Origin of the sequence: Rathayibacter sp. VKM Ac-2835, from assembly GCF_013266705.1 — a bacterium.
Taxonomy (GTDB): Bacteria; Actinomycetota; Actinomycetes; order Actinomycetales; family Microbacteriaceae; genus Rathayibacter.
Map to the genome: position 1 here is coordinate 1,404,515 of NZ_JABSNQ010000001.1, position 25,313 is coordinate 1,429,827.

Below are 25,313 nucleotides of genomic sequence, written 5' to 3' on the forward strand. Positions count from 1 at the left end.
TCGGATCGCCGACCCCGCGGGATCGTCGGGCCGCGCCCCTAGGGCGTGCGCCCGATGATCCCGTCGCGCAGCGCCTGGCGGCGCAGCGCGATCTTGGTGCTCACGCCCACGCCCTCGGCGCGGTACTTCGCCCGCGCGTTGCGGAGCGAGCTGCGGGCCGCGTCCTGGGTGATCCCGAGCTCGGTCGCGACCTGCTTGAGCGAGAGGCCCTCGACGAAGAGGCCGACGATCCGGCGCTCCCGGGCCGTCAGCGGCCCGGCGCCGCCTCCGCCGAGCAGAGCCCTGGTCTGCGGGGTGAGGAAGCACTCGCCGCGCGCCGCGGTGCGGATGGCCTCGAGGATGACCTCGGTCCGCTCGCTCTTGACCAGGTAGCCGCGCGCGCCCGCCTCCAGCGCGCCGGCGACGGTCTCGGGCTGCGAGTGCGTGCTGATGATGATCGTGGCGGCGCCCGAGGCGGTGATCGTCCGGATCTTCATCGCGAGGTCGAGGTCGTCGCCGAGGTCGATGTCGAGCAGCACGACGTCGGTGGGGAAGCGCGGGTGCGCCAGCAGAGCGGTCCAGCTCGGGGCCGTCGCGACGACGCGGATGTCGGAGCCGGAGCGGTTGATCCACTCGGTGAGGGCGCTGAGCAGGATCGGGTGGTCGTCGAGGATCGCGAGGGCGATCCCGGGAGTCCCGCTCGTCGTCGTTCCGTCGGGGGCGCTCACGCCGGCTGCCCCGGCGGTCGGTGGTCCAGCTCGATCGTCGTCCCGGTGCCCTCCGGCGAGGCCCGGTGCGCGCCGATCTCGCCGAGGATCCCCCACACCGAGGGATCGACGTCGCGCGGTCGCAGACCGGGCGCGCGGAGGACGATCCGCACCGGCGCCGCCGCACCCTCGCCGTGCGCGAGCAGCAGCTCGATCGGCGGGCGGCCCGCACCCGCCTGCGTCGTCAGCAGCCAGAGGACCGAGAGCAGTCGCGAGCGGTCGGGCGGAGCGAGGGCGGCGGCGACCCCGCGCGGATCGCGGACGAGCACCGACCCGGAGAGCAGCGCCGACTCCTCCACCGCGATCAGGAGCCAGGTGCGGTCGTGGCTGCGCGCGAGCACCTCGCGGAGCCGGTCACCGAGCACCCGGGCCCGCTCGCCGATCTCGGCGCCTGGGACGGCGTCGCGGGCGACGACCTCCTCGAGCAGCTCTGCGATCTCCGCGTCGACCCGGGCCAGCTCCGCCGCGGCGAGGCTGCCCGGGCCCGTGCCCGGTCCGTCGACCACGCTCACGGCCAGGGTGCGGTCGAGCCCGCGGTGCACGTGGCGGTCGAGCGCGGTGAGCAGGGCCGCGGAGACCGCGACCGGGGTGGTCGCCAGAAGGACGTTCCCGACCGCGATGGCCGACCCCTCGCCGGTCGTCACCGCGTGGCCGAGCAGTCCGAGCAGGCTGAGCGCGACGAGCCCCGCGATCGCACCGGTGCTCCGCGAGGGCGGCTGGACGCCGAGCAGTGCGATCACCGTCGCGCCGACCCCGATGCAGACCGTCGGGTAGTAGAGCGGCGCCGGCGACGGCAGCGCGTAGTCGGCGAACTCCAGCACCAGCGCCACGGCGTCGACGACGACGACGCCCGCGAACACCGAGCGGGGCAGCTCGCCGCGCCGCGTCACCACGACGAGGATCCCCACCGCGAGCGCCCCGAGCACCAGGGCCCAGGAGAGGCCGGAGAGCCAGGTCGCCGACCGGTCGTTCAGCGCCCAGAGGAAGGAGGCGAGTCCGCGGACGACCAGCGCCGCGGTGATCGCGAGGAAGCCGACGCTGAGGTAGCTGGCGGTGAGGCGGTGCGTGCGGGTGATCCGCTGGCGGACCGAGTCGAGCGTCCGCGGTCCCTGGCCGGCGGCCCGGACCAGCTCGACGAGCGTGCCCTCGCCGGCGCGGTCGGCGGCCCCCGCCGGGGCGGTCATCGCGGCACGCTCATCAGGACGGTCGTGCCGGCCCCGACCGCGGAGAACACCCGGACCGTGCCGCCGACGGCCTCGATCCGCCCGACGACCGACTGCGCGAGCCCGAGCCGCGACTCCGCGACGGTCGAGGGGTCGAAGCCGCGACCGGCGTCCGAGACGGTCACGCGGACCGAGTCCTCGCCCTGGTCGAGCGTGACGTGCGCCGTGGCCGCACCGGAGTGGCGGCGCACGTTCTCGAGGCACTCCCCCGCCGCCCGTGCGAGGGCGTCGAGCGCCGGCCCGCGGAGGAGGACCTCGGACCCTGAGTCGGCGGCGCCGGTGTGCCAGCGCACCTCCACGCCGAGCGCCTCGGCCCGGCGGCCCACCTCGGCGAGCACCGGCGGCAGCGCGCTCCCCTCCTCGGCGGCCGTCGGGGCGGGCTCCGGGTCGGCCCGGTCGAGCCGCCACAGGAGGGCGAGGTCCGCCTCGGCCTGAGCGCGCAGCGTCGACGCGGGGACGCCCTCGCCGCGGTGGGCGAGGAGGGTGAGGGTGGCGAGGATCGTGTCGTGCATCAGGCGCGCCTCGCGGCGGCGCTGCGCCTCGCTCTCGCTGGAGCGGCGCTCGGCCGCGTGCGCCGTCAGCAGGCGCGCGGTGCCGGTGTGGGCGCGCTCGACGCTCGAGGCGAGCCAGCGCGCGCCGATGACCGCGATGATCCAGCAGACCACGACGGAGAGGCCGACGAACAGCCCGCGGCCCGACCCCCAGGTGGCCGCCGTGCCGAGAGCCAGCGCCGGGAGCCCGGCGAGCACGGCCGCCGCGCCGAGCCGCGCGGACGAGCCGATCGCGAGCAGCCCGGCGGGGAGGGCCATCGAGGCGAGCATGGTCACGCAGCTGAGCACCGTGCGGTCGCCGTCCTGGACGCCCGGGCCGAGGAACGCGGCGAGCGCGGCGAAGCCGAGCACGAGACCGGCGAGCACCGCCCGGGCACCGCCCGGCCCGGCCCGGCGGGAGGAGAGCTGGATGGCGGCGCTGACGAGGAGGAGGAGGGCGCTCGGCAGCACGACGACCAGCTCGGCCGGGGCGAGCAGAGCCAGGTGGAGCGCGGACGCGCCGGCGAACACTCCGCCGGCCCGCCGCGCGCAGGCGATGCCGACCTCCGTCTGCTCGCGCCGGAGCTCGAGCGCGTCGGCCGTCGCGGGATCGGCGCCGGGGATCGCGGAGCCCGGGATCTCGGCACTCGGGAGCAGCATCGACACCTCGCCGGGGAGGGGTGCGCGAGCCGCACCCGGAGTTGCATCGTGGCACAGGGGAGGGGTGCGCGCGGAGCCGTTCTGCACTCCGCGGTCGCGCTCGGGCGCTCGTCTCCCGTAGAGTGGGGTCATCTCCTGGGCGATCGCCCGAATTCCACGGCTGAGAAGTCGCACGACGACGAAGAGACTCAGCCCCTGATAGAGACCGCATCGATCGAGTGCATCGCCCTCGATCCGCCGGTTCGAACGCCCGCCTCACCCGCGGGTACCGCCCTTCACAGGACGCCGCGGAAGCCGCGCCGTTCCTCGTTCGACCCCCGCCCCTCCGACACCCTCGGTGAGCGGGACGTTCTCCCCCGCGCAGACGCACTCCCCACGAGGAGCCGCGCTCTCCGCCCCACAACGACCCGGTTCATCCGGCCGACGCGTGTTTCACCCGTGGCGGCCGAGCGGATCGGGTACCGCACAGCTGTGCGAAATCTAACGACGGCCGCTCACGCGGACGTCACCATCACGTAAGGAAAAGAAATGCCTACTGGCACCGTTAAGTGGTTCAACTCCGAAAAGGGCTTCGGCTTCATCGCTCCCGACGACGGAGGCGCCGACGTGTTCGCGCACTTCTCCGCCATCGCCAAGGAGGGCTACCGCGAGCTCGTCGAGAACCAGCACGTCGAGTACGACGTCGAGCAGGGCCGCAAGGGCCCGCAGGCCGCGAACATCCGCGGCGTCGGCGAGTAATCACCGACCTCTGCGTCATTCGGCCCCCGGGCCGCAGCGACCTCTGAACGCCCCGTCCCCCGCGATCCTCGGATCCGGTGGGCGGGGCGTTCGTCGTTCCCCGCCGACCTGACCGGAACGCGCCACGGCGGTATCCTCGCGAGCATGGGACGACTGATCTACGGGCCGCAGTCACTCGAGATCGACTTCGACGATCGACTGCTCGCCCATCTCAAGGTGGCGATGTTCGCGAAGATGCGGCGGAACGAATCGTTCAGCCTCTCCTGGACCGAGCCGGAGTCGAGCGGCTACGGCCGCAGCTCCGTCTGGATCCACCCGACGACGCCGCTGCACTTCCGCTTCCACGGCGGCCGGCGCCCCGCGCTGAACCGCGCCTGGATCGACGAGCTGATCGCCCACGCGAACAGCACCGGCGAGATGGTCCTGAGCGCGGAGCCCGACGAGCGCGTCTGACCCCCGGACTCAGACGACGCGGGGGCGGGCGGTGTGCACGAGCTCCTCGTGCGGCAGCGCACGCAGGCGCGCCGCGATCTCCTCGCGGGCGGTGGCGTCGACCGAGGCCCAGGCGTACTCCTCGGGCCACAGCGGGGTGAGGGTCACCAGCTCGACGTCGCCGGTCGCCAGCTCGAGGCGCTCGGGCAGGCCGCCGCCGCGGAGCCCCAGCAGCACGCCGACCGAGCCGTTCTCGTCGGTCCAGGCCGGCGGGGCGGCCGCGCCCGCCAGAATCGCGGTGTCGACGCCCGTGCGGCAGCAGACGCCCTGCAGTGCCGCGAGCCGCGCCGCCTCGTAGAGCACGCGGAACTGCCAGTGGTTCCAGAGGTCGGCCGCGGGGATGCCGCGGAGCGCGGAGGTCTCGAGGCACAGCTCGAGGCCGAGGCCGGTGCCGGGGCGGGCGAGACGGTCGAAGGGGTCGCTGAGCCCGTCGGTGGCCAGCACCACGGAGGGCCCGCGCTCGACGCGGAGGAACGCGCGGTGGTCGGTCGGCCAGCGGGCGCCGCCGCGCACCCCCGGGTCCTCCGTCGAGACGACGACGGTGCGGTCCAGGTCGCCGACGCTGCGCCAGACCTGCGCCCGGTCCTCGGCCACGGCCTCCGCGAGGGCCCGCCGCTCGTCCGGGGTCCAGCGGAGCTCCCGGGTGCGGTTGAACAGCAGCGACATGAGATTCTCCGTCCACGCGGCGGGCGTGCCGCGTCCTCCGGAACCGTACGGGTCCCGCCAGGGGGGCTCCTCCGAGCAACCGGAGTAGTTCCTGGACGCCGGACCGCGCCGGGGGCGGGCTCAGCCGAGCGGATTCACGCCGTTCTGCCGCCAGCGCTCGTCGGCGAGCTGGCCCGAGCCGGCCTCGCCCTCGTGCGCGCCGAGCGGCTCGGCCTCGCGCCGCGCCTCGGCCGGGACGGCTCCGAGCGAGGTGCCCGCGCCCTCCGCCGTGCTGCCGGGGGCGAGCAGGCCCTCCTCGTCCTCGCGCGAGCCGACCTCGTCCTCCGGGGCGTTCTCGGTGCCGCTCTCGGCCATCGAGTCGTAGGGGTGGTCGGGGTCGGCGCTCTCCTCGGGAGTGGTGCTCTCCTCGTTGTCGGCGTCGGCCGGCTGGACGTCGTCGGGGTGCTCGACGTTCGCCGAGCCTCCGCTGGTGAATCCGGCGAACTCGGGGCTCTCGTCTGCACTCATGGCCGCCACGGTAGCACCGGGCGGCCAGCGCCTAGGCTCGGGGGACGACCGCCTCGGCGGCACGACGACGGGAGCGGGAAGTGCGACGACTGGGTTACGAGCGGTTCGGCGGACCGGACGTGCTCTCCTGGCGGGAGGCCCCCGTGCCGATGCCGCGGCGCGGTGAGGTGCTGGTGCGCACGCGCGCCGCGAGCATCAACGCGACGGACGAGAAGATCCTCTCCGGCGCCGCCCGGATCATGGCCGTCGGCCGGAAGCGCCCCTACGGCTTCGGGCTCGACATCGCCGGCACGGTCGAGGCGCTCGGCCCCGGCGACCACTCCGTCTCGATCGGCGACCGCGTCGTGGGGATGACCCGCGACGGCGACGCCTTCGCGGACGCCTCGATCGTCCGGAGCCGCTCGCTGGTGCCGCTGCCCGACGCCCTCGACGACGTGCAGGGGGTGACGCTGGCGATGTCCGGCGGCACCGCGATCGGCACGGTCGACGCCTTGCGGGTCCGCGCCGGCGAGCAGGTGCTCGTGGGCGGCGGCTCCGGAGCGATCGGGAACCTCGTCGTGCAGCTGCTCCTCCGCGCGGGCTGCACCGTCGCCGCGACCGGCTCGGCCGCGTCCGCCGACACGCTGCGCGCGCTCGGCGCCGAGCCGCACGACTACCGGCTGCTCGATCTCGGCGTGCTCGGCGGCCGCTTCGACGCGGTGCTCGACGTCTCCGGTCATCTCCCGGCGAAGGACGCCGCGCTCCTGCTCGCCGACGGCGGGCGCTACGCCACGCTGGTGCCGAGCGCCCCGGACCTCGGCGCCCAGGCGGCGAGCCTCGTCCGGCGCGGCAGCCCGAGGGTGAGCAACCTGATCGTCACGGCGAGCGCCGAGCGGATCGGCCGCGCGGTGTCGCTCGCCGTCTCGGGCGAGCTCGTCCCGACGGCCGGCGCCGTGCACCCGCTCGACGAGATCGTCGCCGTGCTCGCGCGGCGGGCGCAGGGCACCGACCGGACGATCGGCAAGATCGTCTTCACCGCCGACGACGCGGCTCCGCTGAGCTGACCGGGGCGGCGCCGACCGGGGCGTGGGCCTCCTCCTCGCGCGGCGCCGCGCCGCCGAGGGAGAGGGTCGCCGCGAACCCGACGGCCAGGAACGCACCCGCGGCGAAGGCGGCGAAGCGCGTGCCGTCCGAGAGCGCCTCCCCCGCGGCCCGCGCGACGTCCGCGGTGCCGGGGTCGGCGGCGAGACCGGCGATGGCCGCTCCCGAGGAGTCGACGACGGCGTCCACGGTGCTGCTGACCTGCGCGGCCCGAAGGCCCTGCTCCTCCAGCGACGAGGTGAGCACGCCCGCGGTCGAGGTGTAGAGGATCGTGCCGAGCACGGCGATGCCCAGCGCCGAGCCGATCTGCCGGGCGGTCGACTGGGTGCCGGAGCCCTGCCCGCTGAGCTCGACGGGCACGTCGCGGAGGACGACGCCGGTCAGCTGCGCGGTGGCGAGGCCGACGCCGAAGCCGTAGACGGCGAGGAAGGGGACGAGCGCCCACCACGGCGTCGTGTCGGAGACGACGGCGCCGATGCCGACGACCCCGACGATCTCGGCCGCGAGCCCGACCCGGACGATCAGCACCGCGGAGACGCGGTTGCCGAACGCGCCCGCGAAGCCGGAGGCGACGAAGGAGCCGAGCGCCAGGGCGATCAGCACCAGCCCGGTCTGCACCGCGGTGTAGCCGAGCACGTTCTGCAGCCAGATCGGCAGCGCGAGGATGATGCCGAACTCGCCGAGCGAGACGATCATCGCGGCGATGCTGCCGTTGCGGAACGAGGCCAGCCGGAAGAGCCGCAGCGAGAGCATCGCCGAGCGCCCGGCGCGCTCGCGGGCCCGCGCCCAGAGCACGAAGGCGATCGCCGCGAGGACGGCGACGACGAACGCGACCGGCACCGGCGAGGGCAGCCACCAGCCCAGGCTCCGGCCCTCGATCAGACCGAAGACCAGGCCGGCCGAGGCGACGACCGAGAGCAGCGCGCCCACCAGATCGACGCGGCCCGCGTCCGGCTGCCGCGACTCGTCGACGAAGAGCAGCGCGCCGACGACGATGACGATCCCGAGCGGGATGTTGATCCCGAAGGCCCAGCGCCAGGAGAAGTCGGTGGTGAGCCAGCCGCCGAGCAGCGGGCCGACGGCGGTCATCCCGCCGATCGTCGAGCCCCAGACGGCGAAGGCGATCGCGCGCTCCTTGCCGCGGAACGTCGCGTTGATCAGCGACAGCGTCGACGGCAGCACCATCGCGCCGCCCACGCCCTGCACCACTCGCGAAGCGATCAGCAGATCGCCGGTGGCCGCGAGCGAGGCGGCGACCGAGGACAGCGCGAACAGCGCGATGCCGACGACGAGCATCCGGCGCCGGCCCCAGCGGTCGGCGAGGGTGCCGAAGGCGAGCAGGAGCGCGGCGAAGACCAGGGTGTACGACTCCTGCACCCACTGCACCTGGGTCGAGGTGATGCCGAGGTCGGCGACGATCGACGGGATCGCCACGTTCACGATCGTCGAGTCGACGATGATCGTCGCCACGCCGAGGCTGATCACGATCAGTCCGATCCAGCGGCGCCGAGCTGCTGCGAGAGCCATGATGCCGTCCTCCTCCGCCCCGAACTCGGTCCGGAGCTCCATTAGTAAGCCAGCTGACTATATGCCTCGGCGGGCCGCTCGCGCCAGGGTGGCGTGTGGAGGAGGGTCCGGAACAGTAGCGGCCCCCGCGCCGCCGGACAAGGGCGAGAACCGCTCAGGGAGCGTTCGTCAGGATGGTCGCATGCCCGCATCTCCCCGCTCCTTCCCCTATCCCCTCGGCGTCTCCCTCCGCGGCGACGCCGGCGCGAACGTCGCCGTCTACTCCGAGACCGCCGACAGCGTCGAGGTCTGCCTCTTCGACGAGTCCGGAGCCGAGACCCGCGTCACCCTCTCCGAGCGCACCGGACACGTCTTCCACGGCATCGTCCCCGAGATGACGGTCGGCACCCGCTACGGCCTGCGCGTCGACGGCCCCTGGGACCCGGCCAACGGCCTCCGCCACAACGCCGCCAAGCTCCTGCTCGACCCGCACGCCACCGCGATCGAGGGCGGCTACGACTGGAGCGAGGACGTCTTCGGCCAGTTCTACGAGGACGCCGAGAAGCGCAACGACGCCGACGACGCCGACGCCGTGCCGCGCTGCGTCGTGACCGACCCCGACTCCTTCGACTGGACCGGCGACGAGGCCCCGCGCATCCCGCTGGACGAGACCGTCGTCTACGAGGTGCACGTGAAGGGCTTCACCCAGCTGCACCCGGACGTGCCCGAGGACGTCCGGGGCACCTACCGCGGTCTCGCGCACCCCGCGGCGATCAAGCACTTCACCGACCTCGGCGTGACCTCGGTCGAGCTGCTGCCCGTGCACCAGTTCGTGCAGGACTCGCACCTCGTCGAGAAGGGCCTGCGCAACTACTGGGGCTACAACTCGCTCGGCTTCTTCGCGCCGCACAACGAGTACTCGCACGCGGGCGACGACGGCTCGCAGGTCGACGAGTTCAAGGCGATGGTCAAGGCGTTCCACGAGGCCGGCCTCGAGGTCATCCTCGACGTGGTCTACAACCACACCGCCGAGGGCAACGACAAGGGCCCGACGCTGTCCTTCAAGGGCATCGACAACGGCTCCTACTACCGCCTCGTCGAGGACGACCGCGCGAACTACTTCGACACCACCGGCACCGGCAACAGCCTCAACGTCGCGCACCCCGCGGCGCTGGGCCTGATCATGGACTCGCTGCGCTACTGGGTCACCGAGATGCACATCGACGGCTTCCGCTTCGACCTCGCCACCACGCTCACCCGCCAGACCGGCGAGGCCGAGGTGCACAGCGCCTTCCTCGACCTGATCGCGCAGGACCCGGTGCTCGCGCCCGTCAAGATGATCGCCGAGCCGTGGGACACCGCCGGCTACCAGGTGGGCGGCTTCCCCGCCGACTGGTCGGAGTGGAACGGCAAGTTCCGCGACGACGTGCGCGACTTCTGGCACGGAGCCGACTCGGTGCTCGGCACCACCGCCCAGCGGATCCTCGGCTCGCCCGACGTCTACGAGGCCGACAAGCGCTCCCCCGTCTCGAGCGTCAACTTCGTCACCGCGCACGACGGCTTCACCCTCGCCGACCTCACCGCGTACTCGCGCAAGCACAACGCGGCCAACGGCGAGGACAACAACGACGGCGAGAGCGACAACCGCTCCTCCAACAACGGGGCCGAGGGCGCGACGGACAACGCCGCGGTCAACGAGCGCCGGGCGCGGATGCGCCGCAACTTCCTCGCGACGCTGCTGCTCTCGGCCGGCGTGCCGATGATCCTCGGCGGCGACGAGATCGCGCGCACCCAGGGCGGCAACAACAACGCCTACTGCCAGGACGACGAGATCTCGTGGTTCGACTGGGAGAAGGCGGACCTGAACCTGCTCGCCTTCACCCGCGAGCTGATCGCGCTGCGGAAGGCCGAGCCGGCCCTGCGGCCGAAGTGGTTCCGCCGCGCTCCCGGCGACGGCCCCGAGACGGTCGACATCCTGCGCTCCGACGCCGCGGGCTTCGCCGACGAGGACTGGGACAACCCGGACGCCCGCTCGATCACGTTCGTCTTCCGCTCCGAGGGCAGCGCCAGCTTCGCGCTGCTGATGAACTCGGCCGAGAACGGCGTCGAGTTCACGGTGCCGGACGCGCCCGGTGCGGAGTGGGTGCTCGCAGCCTCGAGCGACCCGGAGCAGGTCGTCGAGGGCGAGGTCACCACGCTGATCGTGCGCGACGCGTCCTTCACGCTGCTGCGCTCCGCCGCCTCCTGATGACCGGGCCGGGCCGGACCTCGCGGCGCCTGCGCTTCAGCGGGCGCATCGCGGGGTTCGGCACGGCCTCCGGCACCCGGATCGTGCTCGGCCTGTGGGAGAGCACGCCGTTCGGCGCGTTCGCCGACGCCATGGTCGAGCGGGCGGACGGGCACCGGATCCTGATCGCGCCGACCGACGTGGTCGCGGACTTCATCGGCTCGACCTACGCGTTCGACGAGGTGCGGCGTGCGCCCGTCGCCTGGCGTCACGTATCCGGCGGGATCGAGGCCTCCGCTGGATCGCTGGTGCTGTCGCTGCGGCTCGGCGGGCTCACCCCGCTGGGCCGGCTGCTGCGCATCGTGCCGCGGCCGCTCGCCGAGCACCCGGCCTGGCTGACCGCGATCTCGCCGGTCGCGTCGGTGCTCGTGCGCGGCGTCAGCACCGCCGGCTCGGCCGGCCACGGGAGGCGGGAGTACTACGGCGTCCGCGCGATCCGCTCGATCCTCGGGGTCACCGCGTCGCTCGACGGCGAGGACCTCGGCGCGCTCGGACCGCTGTCGCCGCCGGTCCGCTTCGGCTTCTCGTCGGCGCCGGCCACGCCGGCGATCGTCGATGTCACCACCACCATCACGCTGCCGCGGGCGACCGCGGCGGCCCAGGAGAGAGGAAGCGCCTCGTGAAGAAGGGCGACAAGATCAGCTGGAACACCTCGCAGGGCGAGACCCACGGCGAGCTGGTCGAGAAGAAGACGAAGGAGTTCCACTTCGAGGGGCAGAAGTTCAACGCCTCGGACGACGAGCCCTACTGGATCGTGCAGAGCGACAAGACCGACGCGAAGGCCGCCCACAAGGAGTCCTCGCTGAAGAAGAAGTAGCGGCCCGGTGCGCCGCTCGTCTCGCCCTCCCGGGTCAGGCGCCGCGGCGCACCAGCTCGTGCACCCAGGCGAGCTTCTCGGCGATCGCCGGTGTGATGACGAACGGGTAGAGGTCGTCCTTGCCCATCGAGCGGTTCACGCTGTTGAGGGCGAGCGAGAAGCCGTGCCAGCGGGCGAGGATCTCGGGCGTCTCCAGATCGGCGACGCGCTGCGCGCCCGTCGCCTGCACACTGCCGACCAGCGACTCGGGGAGGCGGCCCCAGGGCCCGGCGACGGTCAGACCCACCGTCGCGGTCGTCTCCAGCGCGTCGGCGATGTGCAGGTAGTGCGCGAAGGTCTCGGCGAAGTCCTCCCACGGGTGCGTCGTCGCGTACTGAGAGATGTGGTCGCGGGCCCAGTCCTCGGTCGAGGCGCCGCCGTAGTGCGCGTCGAGCGCGGCGCCGTAGTCGGCCCGCTCGTCGCCGAACAGCGCTCGGAACGCGGGCAGGTGCGGCGTGCCGTCCACGAGCAGCTGCCAGTAGTAGTGGCCGATCTCGTGCCGGAAGTGGCCGAGCATCGTCCGGTACGGCTCGCCGAGCCGCGCCTTGAGCGCCTCGCGGTGCGCGTCGTTGCCTTCGGCGAGATCGACGGTGATCACGCCGTCGGCGTGCCCGGTCGTCACGGAGCCCTGCGCGGAGGACAACAGCTCGAAGGACAGCCGCCGACCGCGGTGCACCGGCAGGTCGAGGTGCCGCAGCTGGCGCAGCAGCCGCCGCTTGGCGAACTCGGCGACGGTCAGCTGGCTCAGCGTCGCCGCGTCGTACACCGGCGGCCGGGCGCTCGTCAGCGCGCAGGAGGCGCAGGCGCCGCCGGTGCCCTCCGTCGCGAGCCAGGTGCAGTCGATCGTGCCGCGGTACACGCAGAGCGCGCGCCCCTCCGCCTCGACGAGCTCGTCCGCCTCGACGTCGTACGCGAGCGCCGTGCCGCAGCGCAGGCACCGCGCGTCCTCGAACTCCACCCGCGCCTCGCAGTGCGGACAGCCGAAGACGCGCATGACGGGCGAGTTTACCCGCCTCCAGGCCCGACGAGCCTCGAGCCCTCGCCTGCGCCGGCGCCGGCCATATCGGCGAGGACATCGACGACGACGCTCCGGATCCCCGAGAACGCCTCCGGCGATGAGTCCGCCGCCCAGGAGAGCGAGGGGAACTGCGCCACGGTGCCGAGGAACTGCTCGTCCTCCTGCGACCACCGGACCCGATAGGTGCAGCGCTCCACGTCGGTCATCGTCGCTCCCTTCCCACTTCTCGATCGCCGCGAGCACCTCTGCTCGACGCGACCGGACGAGTATCACGGACGGTCTCAGCGAGACAGAGATGCCGCGCCAGATCGCGTCGCCCTCGCGATCGACTCGTCGCCGCGCGGTAGAGAGGTGCGATGGACGTCAAGCAGGTCGCCGAGCAGCTCGGTGTGACTCCGCGCCGAGTACGGGCGATGATCGCCGCGGGCCGGATCGAGGCCAGGAAGGTCGGTCGGCGCTGGGAGATCGTGGAGGTGCCCGAGGTGCGCTCGCGCCGGCCGCTCTCCGCCAGGTCGCGGCGGCTGCTGGCCCACGCCCTGCACGAGCGGACCCTGTCGGGCCTCGAGGGACAGGAGCGCGCCAGGACCGCCGCGCGCATCCGCCTGCTTCGGGCGTCGCCCGACCCCGCCGGGCTGCTGGCGGGCTGGTGGGGCGGGACTGTGGAGTCCGGGCTCGTCGACTTCGGCACGAATCTCGTGCAGCACGCGCTCCACGGCGACCCCGCCTACGTGCGGGAGGCTCTGCACCGACCGCGACGCGAGTACCTCCGGCGCCCGGAGGATCTGGCGGATGTCGTCGGCTCGGAGCGACGCATCCAGGGCCTCTCCACCGACGAGCTGGCGCACGCCGCGGGGGTGGCTGCCTCCGACGTGCGACGCCTCGAACGCGGTCTGCCGATGTCGACGCCCTCGACCGCGCGACGGGTGCTGGACGTGCTGGGCGTCGAGCCGACGGCGGTTCCCGACCTGGACTGTCGATGACGGAACGCCTGGAAGGCAAGCCCTCCGTCGCGCCGGCCCGGCGGGGCGACGCCGGGCTAGGCGATGCGGATCAGCTTCTTGTTGACGAACTCCTCGAGGGCGCTGCGGCCCATCTCGCGGCCGGTGCCGGAGCGCTTGACGCCTCCGAAGGGGAGCTCGGCCGCGTCGCCGAGGACGAGGTTGATCCAGACCATGCCGGCGTCGATGCGGTCGGCCAGGCGGAGGGCCTGCTCCGAGTCGGTCGTGTAGAGGTAGGAGCCCAGACCGTAGGGGGTGTCGTTGGCGAGGGCGATCGCCTCGTCCTCGTCGTGCACGCGGTAGAGCGCGGCGACGGGGCCGAAGAACTCCTCGCGGTAGGCGTTCATCTCGGGGGTGACGTCCTCGAGGACGGCCGGCGGGAAGAAGTTGCCGGTCACCTCGCCGCTCGCGCGGACGGTCGCGCCCTGCTCGCGGGCGACGGCGAGCTGCTGCTCGAGGCGCTCGGTCGCGGCGGCGGAGGAGAGCGGACCGAGCAGGGTCCCCTCGGCGAAGGGATCCGCGGGCCGGGCGGCGGTGAAGGCCGCGGTGAACTTCTCCGCGAACGCGTCGTAGAGCCCGTCGATCACGATGAAGCGCTTGGCGGCGTTGCAGGACTGGCCGTTGTTGTCGAGGCGGGCGGCGACGGCGTCCTCGACGGCCTTGTCGAGGTCGTCGGTGGAGAGCAGCACGAAGGGGTCGGAGCCGCCCAGCTCGAGGACGACCTTCTTGAGGTTCCGACCGGCGATCTCGGCGACGGCCGCTCCCGCGCGCTCGGAGCCGGTGACGGAGACGCCCTGCACCCGCGGGTCGGCGATGACGGTCGCCGCCTGGTCGTTGCTCGCGTAGAGGTTGACGTAGACGCCGGCGGGGGCGCCGAGCTCCTCGGCGGCGGTGCGGAAGATGTCGGCGATCGCGGCGGCCGACTCCGGGCACTGCGGCGCGTGCTTGAGCAGGATCGTGTTGCCGTTCACCACGTTCGGGCCGGCGAAGCGGGCGACCTGGTAGTAGGGGAAGTTCCAGGGCATGATGCCCAGCAGCACGCCCAGGCCCGAGCGGCGGACGAACGCCGAGCCGGTGCCGTCGGTCAGCGCGATCGGCTCGTCCTTCAGGAACTCCTCGCCGTTCTCGGCGTAGTACCGGTAGATGTCGGCCGCGAAGCCCACCTCGCCCTGCGCCTGGTCGAGCGGCTTGCCCATCTCGCGGACGATGATCTCGGCGAGGGCGTCGGCGCGCTCGACGTGCAGGTCGGCGACCCGGGCGATCAGCGCGGCGCGGGTGGCGACCGGGACGGTCCGCGACCAGGTGGAGTACGCGTCGTGGGCGGCGGCGATCGCCTCGGACACCTCCGCGTCGGTCGTGCCGGGGTACTCGCTCAGCGTCTCGCCCGAGGCCGGGTCGATGACGGCGTAGCTGCTGCTGCTCATGCGGGGAGTGCTCCTTCACGGTCGCGGCCCGGCGCGGTCGCGTCGGCGGTGTCGTCGTTGTGCGGGTCGTCGGCGGCGTCCTCGGCGAGGATCTCCTGCGCCAGCCGCCGCCCGACGCGGATCGCGCCGTCGACGTGCTGGTAGCCCTCGGCCGCGAGGTCGCTCGAGCCGAAGCGGAGCGGGCCCACCGGCTCGAGCTGCAGCGCGCCGTAGCGGGTCAGTCCGCCGAGGTCGAAGCTCGCGGCGTACGCGCCCTGCGTCCACTCCTCCGACGCCCAGTCGCTCTCGTAGTAGACGACGGGGTCGAGCGCGGCGGGGCCGTAGTACGCGGCGAGGGAGTCGAGGATCGCGGCCTTCCGCTCGGCCTCGGGCAGGGCCAGCACGCGGTCGGCCTTCTCGTCCGAGACGAAGCCGACGAGGGTGCCGCGCTTGTCCCCCGCGTTCGAGTTGTCGTAGGCCTCGTGCACGAGGGCGTGCGGGCTGAACGCAGTGCCGGAGAGGCCGTCGGCGCGCCAGAACGGGGTCGCGTAGGTCGCGTGGACCTTGATCACGAGGCCGAGGGACTGGTGCTGCAGAGCCTGCTGGCGCAGCCGCGGCAGCGGCGGGTCGAAGGTGATCCGGTTGACGAGGTTCGGCGGTACGGCGACGATGGCGCGGCGCGCCCGCACGGTGACGCCGTCGGCGCGGACGGTCACGCCGTCGTCGCTCCACCGCACCGAGTGGACGGGTCGGCCGAGCAGGACCCGCTCGGCGCCCACGCGCTCGGCGAGCCGCTCCGGGACCTGCTGCAGCCCGCCGAGGACGCGCTTGTCGAGGATGAAGTCGGCGTCGACGAGGTTGCCGAAGCTGCCCGCGCTCGCCGCCATCAGCAGCGCCTGCAGCAGCGAGAAGGAGTGCGCGGGCTTGGTGAGCATGGCGTCGGCGATGAAGAGCGCGATGTTCGCGCGGGCCTCGGCGTCGTCGCTCTGCGCCTCCAGCCAGGCGCTGAAGCTGATCCGGTCGTAGTCGTGCGCCCGCGGGTGCGACCACGGCGCGGCCGGGTCGGTCTCGGCGACGAGGCCGTCGAGGATCCCGATCAGGCGCTCGATCTCGGCCTCGGTGCTCGCACCGCCGGGGAAGATGTCGCCGGTGAAGCGCCGGGCGCCGCCGTCGGCGCCGATGTAAACGCTCTCGCCCTCGCGGTAGCGGGAGTAGGTGGCCAGGCCCAGCTCGTCGAGCGTCTCGAGCAGGGCGGTCTGGTCCGGCGAGACCCACTGGCCGCCGAGCTCGAGCATCTGGCCCTCGATCACGCGCGTCTCGAGGCGGCCGCCGACGCGCTCGCGCGCCTCGAGGACGACGACGCGGCGCCCCGCCTCCTGCAGCCGGAGGGCCGCGGTGAGGCCGGTGGCTCCGGCACCGATCACCACGACGTCGCAGTCGAGGTCGGCTTCGAGGGCGGTCGCGCTGGACTCCACCACGCTGTGCATGACAACTCTTTCCGTCGGTGATCCCCGCTTTCGACGAGGGATTGCGAACAATTCTGGCACAGCAACGGTGGAGAAGGGCAGTGGGTGTCCTTCGAATGCCGCCTTCCGGGAAATACATAGGCGTGCTATATTCAACCACGTGCTCGAACCGTCCGCTCCCGTCCGCCTCGCCTCCGCCGCCACCGCCCTCGCGCGGTACGCCGGCCGCTCCAGCGGCGCCACAGGACTCGGCGCGCAGTCCGGCGCCGTCTGGTCGACGCTCGCCGAGCTGCGCTCCGCCTCCCCGATCCGCCTCGGCGAGCTCGCCGAGCGCGTCCGGATCACCCAGCCGACGATGACCGGCATCGTCGCGCGCCTCGACGAGGCCGGCTGGATCCGCCGCGTGCACGACGAGAGCGACGGCCGCGCCTGGCTGATCGAGGGCACCGAGGCGGGATCCGCGGCGCTCGCCGAGCACCGCCTCCGCCTCGACACCGCCCTCGCCCCGCTGTTCGAGGACCTCGACGACGACGACCGCCGCGCCCTCGAGCGCGCCGCGAGCCTCGTCGAGGAGCGCGTCCGGCGCGTCGCCGGCCCCTCCGGCCCCTGACCCCCTCTCCCCGCACGACCCCTCCCCCGAAAGGCCTCTCCGTGTCCACTCCCCACTCCCCCGCCGCGGGCGGCTCGATCCTCCGGCAGCCGCTCGCCGTCTGGGCCGTCGCCTTCGCCGCCGTCATCGCCTTCATGGGCATCGGCCTCGTCGACCCGATCCTCCCGGCGATCGCCGAGAGCCTCGAGGCGACGCCGACCGAGACCTCGCTGCTCTTCACCAGCTACCTCGTGATCACCGGCGTCGTGATGTTCTTCACCAGCTGGCTCTCCAGCCGCATCGGCGCGAAGAAGACGCTGATGATCGGACTGGTGCTGATCGTGGTCTTCGCGGCGCTCGCCGGCACGGCCGGCAGCGTCGAGGGCGTCATCGGCTTCCGCGCGGGCTGGGGCTTCGGCAACGCGCTCTTCATCTCGACCGCGCTCTCGACGATCGTCGGCGCGGCCAGCGGAGGATCGTCCGCGGCGATCGTGCTCTACGAGGCCGCGCTCGGCGTCGGCATCGCGATCGGCCCGCTGCTCGGCGGTCTGCTCGGCTCGGTCTCCTGGCGCGGTCCGTTCTTCGGCACCGCCGTCCTGATGGCCGTCGGCTTCATCGCCATCGCGACCCTGCTGCGCGAGGACGGCCCCCGGCCGACCCCGACGCCGCTCTCCGCGCCGTTCAAGGCGCTCGCGGTCCCGGCGATCCGCACCCTCGCCGGCGCGGCGCTCTTCTACAACATCGGCTTCTTCGTGCTGCTGGCCTACACGCCGTACCCGCTCGGGCTCGACGAGATGGGCCTCGGCTTCACCTTCTTCGGCTGGGGCCTCGGCGTCGCGATCACCTCGGTGTTCGTCGCTCCGCTGCTCACCGCGCGGCTGCCGCGCACCGTCGTGCTCCGCTCGGTGCTGGTGCTGCTCGCGCTCGACCTGGTCGCCGGCGGCCTGCTGATCTCCTCGCGGGTCGGCCTGATCGTCTGCATCATCGTCGGCGGCCTGCTGCTGGGCGTCGTCAACACCGTGCTCACCGAGTGCGTGATGGAGGCGACCGACCTGCCGCGCTCCGTCGCCTCGTCCGCCTATTCCGGCGTGCGCTTCCTCGGCGGCGCGATCGCCCCGCCGGCCGCCTCGGCGCTGGCCGCGGCGATCTCGCCGGCCTTCCCGATGTACGCGGCGGCGGGCGCGGTGCTGATCGCCTCGCTGATCGTCTTCGTCGGGCGGCGGACGCTGGCGCGCGCGGACGCGCACGGCCAGGAGTCGGAGGCCGTCGAGGCCGACGCGATCACGCTCGGCGAGAGTCTCTGACGGTGCTCACCAGGAGGGGCGTCCCAGCCGCCCCTCCCGCAGTCGACTCCTCGACGTGACCGGGTCCCGCGGAGCGTCTCGCGTTCGCTGCGCGGAATCGCTTGGCACGCGATTCCGCGGGATGCTCTTGCGCCCTGCTTGCGGAGATGCTCCGAACGGAGCAGTGGCTGGGCACGGGTGCCGCTGTGAGGGCCGCTCATGCTGATCGAGTAGCCCGCGCAGCGGGCGTATAGAGATCCACCGTCGTCCGGGCTCGGGCCCTCAGGGTGCGACCTCGAACATCCGGGGGCGGAGCGGTGCGGTGCGGGGGTCCGCGGCGCAGGCCGCGAGGGCGGCCGCCAGCACGCCCGCGGCCGGCCGCGCGTCGCGGACGTAGACGTCGACGCCCGCCGGGGTGAACGGGGTGCGGGCGAAGCGGGTCAGCGCCCAGCCGGCCTCCTCGTCGGCGGCGGCGAAGGACCAGCGGCTGCGGGCGAGCAGCGTCAGCGGCTCGACGCCCCGCCAGCGGAAGCCGTCGAGATCCGCCGGATCGGGGGCGTCGATCCCCACTACGTAGCGCGTCGAGCGCCGGCCGCGCCAGCTGACGACGTCGCCGACCTCACCGCTCGGCAGCGGCGCGTAGGTGATCGCCACTCCCTCGCGCCCCCGCCACAGCGGCAGGCTCGAGCCGCGGACGAACCAGGTGCCGGTCGCCAGGTGCCTCACGGCAGCGCGTGCTTGACATTGGAGCGGGCCAGCGCGATCGCCTCGCCCGCGCCGCCGTTCATCACCATCTTCGACATCGCCAGCGCGAAGCCCTTCACCTGCGCCCCGGTGACCGTCGGCGGCAGCGAGAGCGCGAGCGGATCCGTCACCACGTCCACGAGCACGGGCCCCGGGTCGGCGAGCGCGTCGCGGAGCGCCGCCTCGACCTCGCGCGGGTCCTCGACCCGGATCCCCCGGATGCCGACCGCCGTCGCGACCTGCGCGTAGTCGACCATCGGCACGTCCACCGCGAAGTCGGGGAAGCCGTCGACGAGCATCTCGACCTTCACCAGCCCGAGCGTCGAGTTGTTGAAGACGACGATGGTGATCGGCAGCTTGTACGCGGCGACCGTCACCAGCTCGCCCATCAGCATCGAGAGCCCGCCGTCGCCGCTCAGCGAGACGACCTGGCGGCCGGGCTGCGCGAGCTGCGCGCCGACGGCGTGCGGCAGCGCGTTGGCCATCGAGCCGTGGGAGTACGAGCCGAGCAGCCGGCGGTGGCCGTTCGGCGTGATGTAGCGGGCCTGCCAGACGTTGCCCATGCCGGTGTCCGCGGTCACGATCGCGTCCTCCGCGAGCAGCGCGTCGAGCGTCGAGGCGACCAGCTCGGGGTGGATCGGCCGCTTCGTGGCGACTTCGGTGTACTTCCCGACCACGCCGGAGACGAGCTTCTCGTGCTTCTTCAGCATCTTGTCGAGGAAGCGGTGGTCCTTCCGCTTCACCAGCGGGGTCAGCGCGTCCAGGGTCGCCGCGACGTCGCCGTGCACGGGGTGCGCGACGCTCACCCGGCGGCCGAGCTTCGACGCGTCGCTGTCGACCTGGGCGATCACGACCTCCGCCGCATCGGGCAGGAACTGCTCGTAGGGGAAGTCGGTGCCGAGCAGGATCAGCAGGTCGGCGTCGTGCATGCCCGCGTGGGCGGCGCCGTAGCCGAGCAGCCCGGTCATGCCGACGTCGTAGGGGTTGTCGTGCTGGATCCACTCCTTGCCGCGCAGGCTGTGCCCGATCGGCGCTCCCACGAGCTCGGCGAACGCGACGACCTCGTCGTGCGCGTGCCGCACTCCGGCGCCGGCGAAGACCGCGACCGTCTTCGCGTCGTCGATCGCCTGCGCGAGCGCTCGGACGTCGGCCGCGGCGGGCACGAGGGTCGGCGGCTCCGGCAGCACGAAGGACGGGAAGTCGCCGACGGCCTCGAACTCGGCCACGTCGCCCGGGAGGGTCACCACGGCCACGCCGCGGAGCGCGACGGCGCTGCGCATCGCCGCGTTGACGACCCGCGGGGCCTGCGCCGCCGTCGAGACCAGCTCGCGGTAGTGCGAGCACTCGACGAAGAGCCGGTCGGGGTGCGTCTCCTGGAAGTAGCCGGAGCCGATCTCGCCGCTCGGGATGTGGCTCGCGATGGCGAGGACGGGCGCTCCGGAGCGGTGCGCGTCGTAGAGCCCGTTGATCAGGTGCAGGTTGCCCGGCCCGCAGCTGCCGGCGCAGACCGCCAGCTTCCCGGTGATCTGCGCCTCCGCGCCGGCCGCGAAGGCCGCCGCCTCCTCGTTGCGGACGTGGATCCAGTCGATCCCGCCCTTCGCCGAGCCGCCGCTGCGGCGCACCGCGTCGACGATCGGATTGAGCGAGTCGCCGACGATGCCGTAGATCCGGGAGACCCCGGCGTCGATGAGCTGGGCGATGAGCTGGTCTGCGACGGTCTTCTGAGCCATGGTCCCCATTCGACTCCACTCGGCTGGACTTCGCCTGCCCCTCGCGGGGCCTTGCCGGGCGGTGCTGATCGGAGTAGCGGGCCGGAGCGGCCGCGCAGCTGCACCGCAGAGGGGGTGCCCGGGCGGGCCCCGCCGCCCCTACCCTGGAGCCGACCCCGTCACCGCCGTCTGGAGCCTCCGATGAACCGCCGCCGTTCCGCCCTCGTCCTCGCCGCCGTCGCGGCCCTCTCCCTCGGCCTCACCGGCTGCTCCGGGATCAACAGCATGATGGGCGGCGAGACCCGCGACGACACCTCCGGCGAGATCGTCGACGGCGGCACGACCGACGTCTTCCAGCTCCGCGTCGGCGACTGCCTGAACGACGAGCTGACCGAGACCGCGACCGAGGTCACCGACGTCCCGACCGTGCCGTGCACCGAGCCGCACAGCTACGAGATCTTCCAGAACATCACGATGGCCGAGGCGGACGAGTACCCCGGCGAGACGGCGACCACCGCCCAGGCCGACTCCGAGTGCCAGGCGGCGTTCGAGGGCTTCGTCGGCCTCAGCTACGAGGAGTCGCAGTACGACTTCAGCTACTACTACCCCACGCAGGAGAGCTGGGACGGCGGCGACCGCGTCATCAACTGCCTGATCATCGACCCCGCGGGCCCCAACACCGGGACCCTGGCGGGCGCCGCCGCCTGACGCTCCCCGCGAGATGCCACTTGTGCACGCCTTTCACGGCGTGTCGCGTACACAAGTGGCATCTCGCGGAGGGGGTCAGCGCGTCGGCGAGTGATCAGCGCGGGGGAAGAGGGTCAGGAGGAGGCCCGAGGCGATCCAGACGGCGGCGATGCCGAGGATGAGCCAGCCGGCGTCGAGGCCGGAGGCGGCTCCGGCGAGGGCGGCGCCGACCGCGGCGGCGGCGGCGCGCAGGCCCGCGCCGATGGTGAAGACCTGGGAGCGGACGGCCGCCGGGCTCTCCTGATCGCGCAGCAGCAGCATCGCGGCGTTCGCGGGCGCGGTGAAGACTCCGGCGACGGCGAACGCGACGAGGGCCACGACGATCCCGAGGTCGGGCGCGGCGGCGAGCAGGGCGACCCCGGTCGCGGCGAAGCCGGCGCCCATCACCCAGGCCGGCGGGCGGCGCGTCCAGCGCCGGACGGCGACCGCGATCGCACCGAGCAGCCCGCCGACGGCGAAGGCGGTGAGGAGTCCGGCCGCGGCGTCCGTGCTGCCCACCCGTTCGAGCGACAGCCCGATCGCGGCGACGCCGGCCGCACCGCCGCCGATCTGGCTGATCGTGCCGGAGAGGGTGACGATCGCGATCGGCCGGTGCCGCACGAGATGCGTGACTCCGGCCGCGATGGTGCGCCGGACGCCGACGGTCGGGGTGGGGCGCGCCTCCATCCGCAGGGCGAGCGAGCCGAGGACGCCGACGAGCGCGAGGGCGGCCATGGCGAGCATCGCGTACCGGGCCGAGGCGACGGCGATCACGAGCCCGGCGATCGCGGGGCCGCCGATCGAGGCGACCGTGTACGAGAGCGAGTCCTGGGCGTAGGCGCGGCGCGGGTCGGCGATCGCGCTGGTCACGAAGCTCGACATCCCGCCCATGTAGACGGGCGTCGCCAGGCCCGCGACCACCAGGAGCAGCGCGATCAGCGCCGTCGGCACGTCGCCGAGGAACGAGGCGAGCGCGAAGGAGGCGGCGGTGGCGAGCGCCGCGCCGACCAGCAGCCGGCGCGGGGCGCGCACCCGGTCGAGCACCGTGCCGACGAGCGGGGCGGCGATCACGCTGGGGAACAGGGCGGCGCCCGTGAGCAGACCGCCCAGGGCGACGTCGTCGAGGCGCTCGACGGCGAGGACGGGCAGGGCGACGACCATCCCCGCGCTCGCGAGGCGCAGGGGGATCGAGGCGGTCAGGTAGGTGGCGGCGCTCATGCGGCTCGGGAGGACATCGCCTCCCATTTTTCCATGCTCTCGAGGGCTCGCTTCCCGGCCGCGGCGATCACGGCAGGAGGATCACCTTGCCGTCGAGGGTCCGCGACTCCGCCAGCTCCATCGCCGACACGATCTCCGTGAGCGGGAAGCGTGCCGCGATGTTGGCCGTGAGCGAGCCGTCCGCGAGCAGCGCGAGCACGCGGCCCAGGTCCTCCTCGAGCCGTGCGCGGAACCGGGCGGGCCGCAGCGAGTGCCCGGCCCAGAGGTCGTAGAAGACTGCGCGCTTCCCGTTCGGCGCCAGCTGGTACGCCTGGATCCGCGCGAGCTGCTTCAGGAACGGCGGCCAGATGCTGCCGGTGCTCGCGCTGACGATCGCGTAGGCGACGAGCGTGCCGCCGGGAGCGAGCAGCGACCAGGCCAGGCGGGTGGTCTCTCCGCCGATGTTGTCGAAGACGGCCTGCACACCGCCGGGGGCGAGCTCGCGGACGCGGGCGGCGAGCTCCGGGTCGGCGTAGTCGACCGGCTCGACGCCGGCCGCGCGGAGGGCGTCGTGATGCCGCGGCGAGGCGGCGCCGATCACGCGGATCCCCTCGAGCGAGGCGAGCCGGTGCACCAGCCCGCCGACGCCGCCGTTCGCCCCGAACAGGAGGATCGTGTCGCCGCGGGAGAGCCGGGCCGAGCGGTGCAGCATCTGCCAGGCCGTCACTCCGTTCACCACCACGGCCTCGGCGTCCTCGGGGGCGACGCCCTCGGGGACGAGGACGCAGTCGCGCGCTGCGACGCGGGCGTGCCCGGTCCAGCCGCCGGTCTTGGTGAGGGCGGCGACGCGGCGGCCCTCGAGCGACGCGTCGCCGCCGGGACCGACCGCGGCCACCCGGCCGACCAGGTCGTAGCCGGGGGTGAACGGGAAAGCGGGCTGGGCGAAGTAGCGGCCGCGGCGCATCGACTGCTCGGCGAAGGAGATGCCGGTCGCCTCGACGGCGACGAGCAGCTCGCCGGCCGCGGGCGGCTCGACGGGCGCCTGCTCGAGCAGCAGTCCGGACGGCTCGACGAGCCCCGGGAGGACGACGCGGGTGGTGGTGCGCGGGAGGGCGGTGGTCATGGTGTGCTCCTTGGGGTGGTTGTGTGTGAGTGACTGGACAGTCACTTCTGCGGAGAGGGGAAAGGGAAGTCTTTGCTGATCGAGTAGCCCGCGGAGCGGGCGTATCGAGATCCGCCGGCGTCAGAGGACGAGTCTGCAGACCCGCCCTGCTGACGACCGTGGGTCTCGATACGCCCCTGCGGGGCTACTCGACCAGCACGTGTCGGTCGGCCGGCGTCGGTCGGCCGGCGTCGGTCGGCCGGCGGCGGTCGGCCGGCGCGGCGACGGCTCAGTCGTGGTGCCGGATGCCCGCGGAGACGATCCGCGCCCACTCCGAGTCCACGCCGCCGAGGTCGGTCTGCACGATCAGGTGGCAGAGCTGGCCGTAGGCGATGAAGCGCTGCACGGCCGGGCCATCGGCCCCCGAGACGACGCTCACGGTCCGGACGACCGCCGAGATCCCCCGGCGCACCGCCTCGCGGATCTCGGGCACCCCGCTCGCGCTCTGCGCCTGCGACTGCAGCATGATCAGGTCGCGGTCCGCGATCAGGTCGATGTAGGCGAGGGTCATCGCCTCGAGCCGGTCGGCCGGGTCGGAGGAGGGGGAGGACTCCCCCGCTGCGGCGAGCGTCGACGCCACCAGCTCGTAGCAGCGGTCGACCGCGGCGACGAAGACGCCGAGCTTGCCCGGGAAGAGCCGGAAGACGTAGGCGGGCGAGACCCCCGCCTCGGACGCGACCTCGGTGATCGGGGTGGCGGAGTAGCCGGTGCGGGCGAAGACGTGCACGGCGGCGGCGGTGATCCGCTCGCGCTGCGCCTCGGCGGTGGAGCGGGGCGTCGTGGTAGTCATGTGACTGATCAAACACTTACAAACGCCGAGAGTCAAGAGGAGCGGTCGGACAGCCGAAGATCACGCGCGCTTCCGCCGCCCCCTCAGCGCGAGCTGGAGCGCCGCGAGGAGCAGCAGCGCGGCGAACAGCACGCCCGAGATCCGCGCGGGCAGCAGGAACGACAGCGCCACTCCGGCGAAGGAGAACCCGGTCGCGCAGAGGCCGACGGCGAGCCCCGCCCGCACGTCGAGCAGCCCGCGGCGCGCGTTCGCGATCGAGCCGCTGATCGCCGTCGGGATCATGGCGGCGAGGGAGGTGCCCTTGGCGAGCAGGTCGGCCAGACCGAACGCGCCGACGAGGACCGGCACGGCGATCGCGCCGCCGCCGATGCCGAAGAGCCCCGACGCCACGCCCATGGCCAGTCCGAGCGCGCCGAAGCCGGGCCAGACGCCCCAGCCCTCCGCGACGTCGCCGGTCTCGTTCGAGCCGAAGACCGCCATCCGCACGGCCGCCGCGAGCAGCAGGGCGACGAACAGCCAGCGGAGCACGCCGAGCGGCAGGCGGGCGAGCAGCCAGGAGCCGGCGACCGCGCCGATCATCGCGGCCGCGGCGATCACGGCCGCGGGGAGCCAGGCCACCTGCCCACCGAGCGCGTAGCCGAAGGCGCCGGCCACCGCCGTCGGCGCGATCGCCAGCAGAGAGGTCGCGGAGGCACGGCGCTGATCCATCCCGGCCCATGCGATCAGCATCGGCACCATCACGATGCCGCCGCCGACGCCGAACGCGCCCGAGAGCACTCCGCCGACCGCGCCGATCAGCGCCAGGACGAGGAGGGTCCGCGGTCGGAGGGCCTTCGCGCGAGTCGTGCCTCGGGCCGGCGCGGTCGTGTCCGATGCCTGCGCGCTCGTCTCGTCCGTCACCCGCTCAGCCTGCCACCTGCGTCGTCGCACGGCGGAA

General features: G+C 73.4%; 26 protein-coding genes. 10 read left to right on the top strand and 16 right to left on the bottom strand.

Features of this window, described 5'->3' with window-relative positions; genetic code table 11:
- Positions 1-38 precede the first annotated feature (38 nt).
- The 3 genes from HRK28_RS06645 to HRK28_RS06655 are packed head-to-tail and all read right to left on the bottom strand — an operon-like array spanning position 39 to position 3,159.
- Complete coding sequence (locus HRK28_RS06645; protein WP_160087175.1) at positions 39-707, bottom strand: response regulator transcription factor; 669 nt, start codon at positions 705-707, stop codon at positions 39-41.
- The gene (locus HRK28_RS06650; protein ID WP_173250767.1) at positions 704-1,930 is read right to left on the bottom strand and encodes a hypothetical protein; all 1,227 of its coding nucleotides are present in this window, start codon (positions 1,928-1,930) and stop codon (positions 704-706) included. Before HRK28_RS06650 ends, HRK28_RS06645 begins: the two co-directional genes overlap by 4 nt.
- The gene (locus HRK28_RS06655; protein ID WP_173250768.1) at positions 1,927-3,159 is read right to left on the bottom strand and encodes a sensor histidine kinase; all 1,233 of its coding nucleotides are present in this window, start codon (positions 3,157-3,159) and stop codon (positions 1,927-1,929) included. Before HRK28_RS06655 ends, HRK28_RS06650 begins: the two co-directional genes overlap by 4 nt.
- 528 nt (positions 3,160-3,687) lie before the next feature.
- Here HRK28_RS06655 and HRK28_RS06660 point away from each other — a divergent pair.
- Together HRK28_RS06660 and HRK28_RS06665 are read left to right on the top strand one after the other, a co-directional pair.
- Positions 3,688-3,897 carry a cold-shock protein gene (locus HRK28_RS06660; protein ID WP_123444803.1) on the top strand — a complete coding sequence of 70 codons (210 nt, stop codon included), beginning with the start codon at positions 3,688-3,690 and terminating at the stop codon, positions 3,895-3,897.
- Positions 3,898-4,041: 144 nt separating this feature from the next.
- A complete protein-coding gene (locus HRK28_RS06665; RefSeq protein WP_160087169.1) occupies positions 4,042-4,350 on the top strand; it encodes a hypothetical protein in 309 nt (102 codons plus the stop codon).
- Positions 4,351-4,359: 9 nt separating this feature from the next.
- Here the strand turns inward: HRK28_RS06665 and HRK28_RS06670 are convergent, their stop codons facing one another.
- Positions 4,360-5,055 carry a hypothetical protein gene (locus HRK28_RS06670; protein WP_160087167.1) on the bottom strand — a complete coding sequence of 232 codons (696 nt, stop codon included), beginning with the start codon at positions 5,053-5,055 and terminating at the stop codon, positions 4,360-4,362.
- 120 nt (positions 5,056-5,175) lie between these two features.
- Positions 5,176-5,562, bottom strand: a complete 387-nt coding sequence (locus HRK28_RS06675) for a hypothetical protein (RefSeq protein ID WP_160087165.1) — start codon at positions 5,560-5,562, stop codon at positions 5,176-5,178.
- An 80-nt stretch (positions 5,563-5,642) separates the two neighbouring features.
- Here HRK28_RS06675 and HRK28_RS06680 point away from each other — a divergent pair, with 80 nt between their 5' ends.
- Positions 5,643-6,605 (top strand): NADP-dependent oxidoreductase, encoded by a 963-nt coding sequence (locus HRK28_RS06680; RefSeq protein ID WP_173250769.1) that lies wholly within the window; start codon positions 5,643-5,645, stop codon positions 6,603-6,605.
- Here the strand turns inward: HRK28_RS06680 and HRK28_RS06685 are convergent.
- Complete coding sequence (locus tag HRK28_RS06685; protein WP_173250770.1) at positions 6,574-8,169, bottom strand: DHA2 family efflux MFS transporter permease subunit; 1,596 nt, start codon at positions 8,167-8,169, stop codon at positions 6,574-6,576. The two genes, HRK28_RS06680 and HRK28_RS06685, sit on opposite strands and share 32 nt — an antisense overlap.
- A gap of 181 nt (positions 8,170-8,350) precedes the next feature.
- Between HRK28_RS06685 and glgX the strand changes: the two genes are divergently transcribed.
- Genes glgX through HRK28_RS06700 form a run of 3 tightly spaced genes read left to right on the top strand, consistent with a single transcriptional unit; the run spans position 8,351 to position 11,252 of the window.
- On the top strand, positions 8,351-10,396 hold the full coding sequence (glgX, locus tag HRK28_RS06690; protein WP_173250771.1) for a glycogen debranching protein GlgX: 2,046 nt from the start codon (positions 8,351-8,353) through the stop codon (positions 10,394-10,396).
- The gene (locus HRK28_RS06695; RefSeq protein WP_173250772.1) at positions 10,396-11,058 is read left to right on the top strand and encodes a hypothetical protein; all 663 of its coding nucleotides are present in this window, start codon (positions 10,396-10,398) and stop codon (positions 11,056-11,058) included. Before glgX ends, HRK28_RS06695 begins: the two co-directional genes overlap by 1 nt.
- Positions 11,055-11,252 carry a DUF2945 domain-containing protein gene (locus tag HRK28_RS06700; RefSeq protein ID WP_160087155.1) on the top strand — a complete coding sequence of 66 codons (198 nt, stop codon included), beginning with the start codon at positions 11,055-11,057 and terminating at the stop codon, positions 11,250-11,252. The genes HRK28_RS06695 and HRK28_RS06700 overlap by 4 nt, the downstream gene beginning before the upstream one ends.
- 34 nt (positions 11,253-11,286) lie before the next feature.
- On the opposite strand, the gene HRK28_RS06705 is transcribed toward HRK28_RS06700, so the two are convergent.
- Both HRK28_RS06705 and HRK28_RS06710 read right to left on the bottom strand, forming a co-directional pair.
- Positions 11,287-12,285: a putative zinc-binding metallopeptidase gene (locus tag HRK28_RS06705; protein WP_173250773.1), complete on the bottom strand. Its 999-nt coding sequence runs from the start codon at positions 12,283-12,285 to the stop codon at positions 11,287-11,289.
- 11 nt (positions 12,286-12,296) lie between these two features.
- Complete coding sequence (locus tag HRK28_RS06710; RefSeq protein ID WP_173250774.1) at positions 12,297-12,515, bottom strand: hypothetical protein; 219 nt, start codon at positions 12,513-12,515, stop codon at positions 12,297-12,299.
- A 150-nt stretch (positions 12,516-12,665) separates the two neighbouring features.
- Between HRK28_RS06710 and HRK28_RS06715 the strand changes: the two genes are divergently transcribed.
- Positions 12,666-13,289, top strand: a complete 624-nt coding sequence (locus HRK28_RS06715; RefSeq protein WP_173250775.1) for a helix-turn-helix domain-containing protein — start codon at positions 12,666-12,668, stop codon at positions 13,287-13,289.
- Positions 13,290-13,345: 56 nt separating this feature from the next.
- On the opposite strand, the gene HRK28_RS06720 is transcribed toward HRK28_RS06715, so the two are convergent.
- Positions 13,346-14,731, bottom strand: coding sequence for an NAD-dependent succinate-semialdehyde dehydrogenase (locus HRK28_RS06720; protein WP_173250776.1), 1,386 nt, complete (start codon positions 14,729-14,731; stop codon positions 13,346-13,348).
- The gene (locus tag HRK28_RS06725; RefSeq protein ID WP_173250777.1) at positions 14,728-16,197 is read right to left on the bottom strand and encodes an NAD(P)/FAD-dependent oxidoreductase; all 1,470 of its coding nucleotides are present in this window, start codon (positions 16,195-16,197) and stop codon (positions 14,728-14,730) included. The genes HRK28_RS06720 and HRK28_RS06725 overlap by 4 nt, the downstream gene beginning before the upstream one ends.
- A gap of 139 nt (positions 16,198-16,336) precedes the next feature.
- Here HRK28_RS06725 and HRK28_RS06730 point away from each other — a divergent pair, with 139 nt between their 5' ends.
- Complete coding sequence (locus tag HRK28_RS06730; protein WP_173250778.1) at positions 16,337-16,786, top strand: MarR family transcriptional regulator; 450 nt, start codon at positions 16,337-16,339, stop codon at positions 16,784-16,786.
- Between the two features lie 41 nt (positions 16,787-16,827).
- Complete coding sequence (locus HRK28_RS06735; protein WP_160087143.1) at positions 16,828-18,069, top strand: MFS transporter; 1,242 nt, start codon at positions 16,828-16,830, stop codon at positions 18,067-18,069.
- 261 nt (positions 18,070-18,330) lie between these two features.
- Here the strand turns inward: HRK28_RS06735 and HRK28_RS06740 are convergent, their stop codons facing one another.
- Both HRK28_RS06740 and HRK28_RS06745 read right to left on the bottom strand, forming a co-directional pair.
- Entirely contained in the window at positions 18,331-18,774 is a 444-nt protein-coding gene (locus HRK28_RS06740; protein WP_173250779.1) for a hypothetical protein, read from the bottom strand.
- On the bottom strand, positions 18,771-20,522 hold the full coding sequence (locus HRK28_RS06745; RefSeq protein WP_173250780.1) for a pyruvate dehydrogenase: 1,752 nt from the start codon (positions 20,520-20,522) through the stop codon (positions 18,771-18,773). The genes HRK28_RS06740 and HRK28_RS06745 overlap by 4 nt, the downstream gene beginning before the upstream one ends.
- A 180-nt stretch (positions 20,523-20,702) precedes the next feature.
- Between HRK28_RS06745 and HRK28_RS06750 the strand changes: the two genes are divergently transcribed.
- Positions 20,703-21,209 carry a septum formation family protein gene (locus HRK28_RS06750; RefSeq protein ID WP_173250781.1) on the top strand — a complete coding sequence of 169 codons (507 nt, stop codon included), beginning with the start codon at positions 20,703-20,705 and terminating at the stop codon, positions 21,207-21,209.
- A gap of 75 nt (positions 21,210-21,284) precedes the next feature.
- Here HRK28_RS06750 and HRK28_RS06755 read toward each other — a convergent pair whose 3' ends face one another.
- The 4 genes from HRK28_RS06755 to HRK28_RS20740 form a co-directional block, all read right to left on the bottom strand.
- On the bottom strand, positions 21,285-22,445 hold the full coding sequence (locus HRK28_RS06755) for an MFS transporter (RefSeq protein ID WP_160087135.1): 1,161 nt from the start codon (positions 22,443-22,445) through the stop codon (positions 21,285-21,287).
- Positions 22,446-22,512: 67 nt separating this feature from the next.
- Positions 22,513-23,547 (bottom strand): medium chain dehydrogenase/reductase family protein, encoded by a 1,035-nt coding sequence (locus HRK28_RS06760; protein WP_160087133.1) that lies wholly within the window; start codon positions 23,545-23,547, stop codon positions 22,513-22,515.
- Between the two features lie 268 nt (positions 23,548-23,815).
- A complete protein-coding gene (locus HRK28_RS06765) occupies positions 23,816-24,376 on the bottom strand; it encodes a TetR/AcrR family transcriptional regulator (RefSeq protein WP_173250782.1) in 561 nt (186 codons plus the stop codon).
- Between the two features lie 60 nt (positions 24,377-24,436).
- Positions 24,437-25,276: a sulfite exporter TauE/SafE family protein gene (locus HRK28_RS20740; protein ID WP_173250783.1), complete on the bottom strand. Its 840-nt coding sequence runs from the start codon at positions 25,274-25,276 to the stop codon at positions 24,437-24,439.
- Positions 25,277-25,313: the final 37 nt, after the last annotated feature.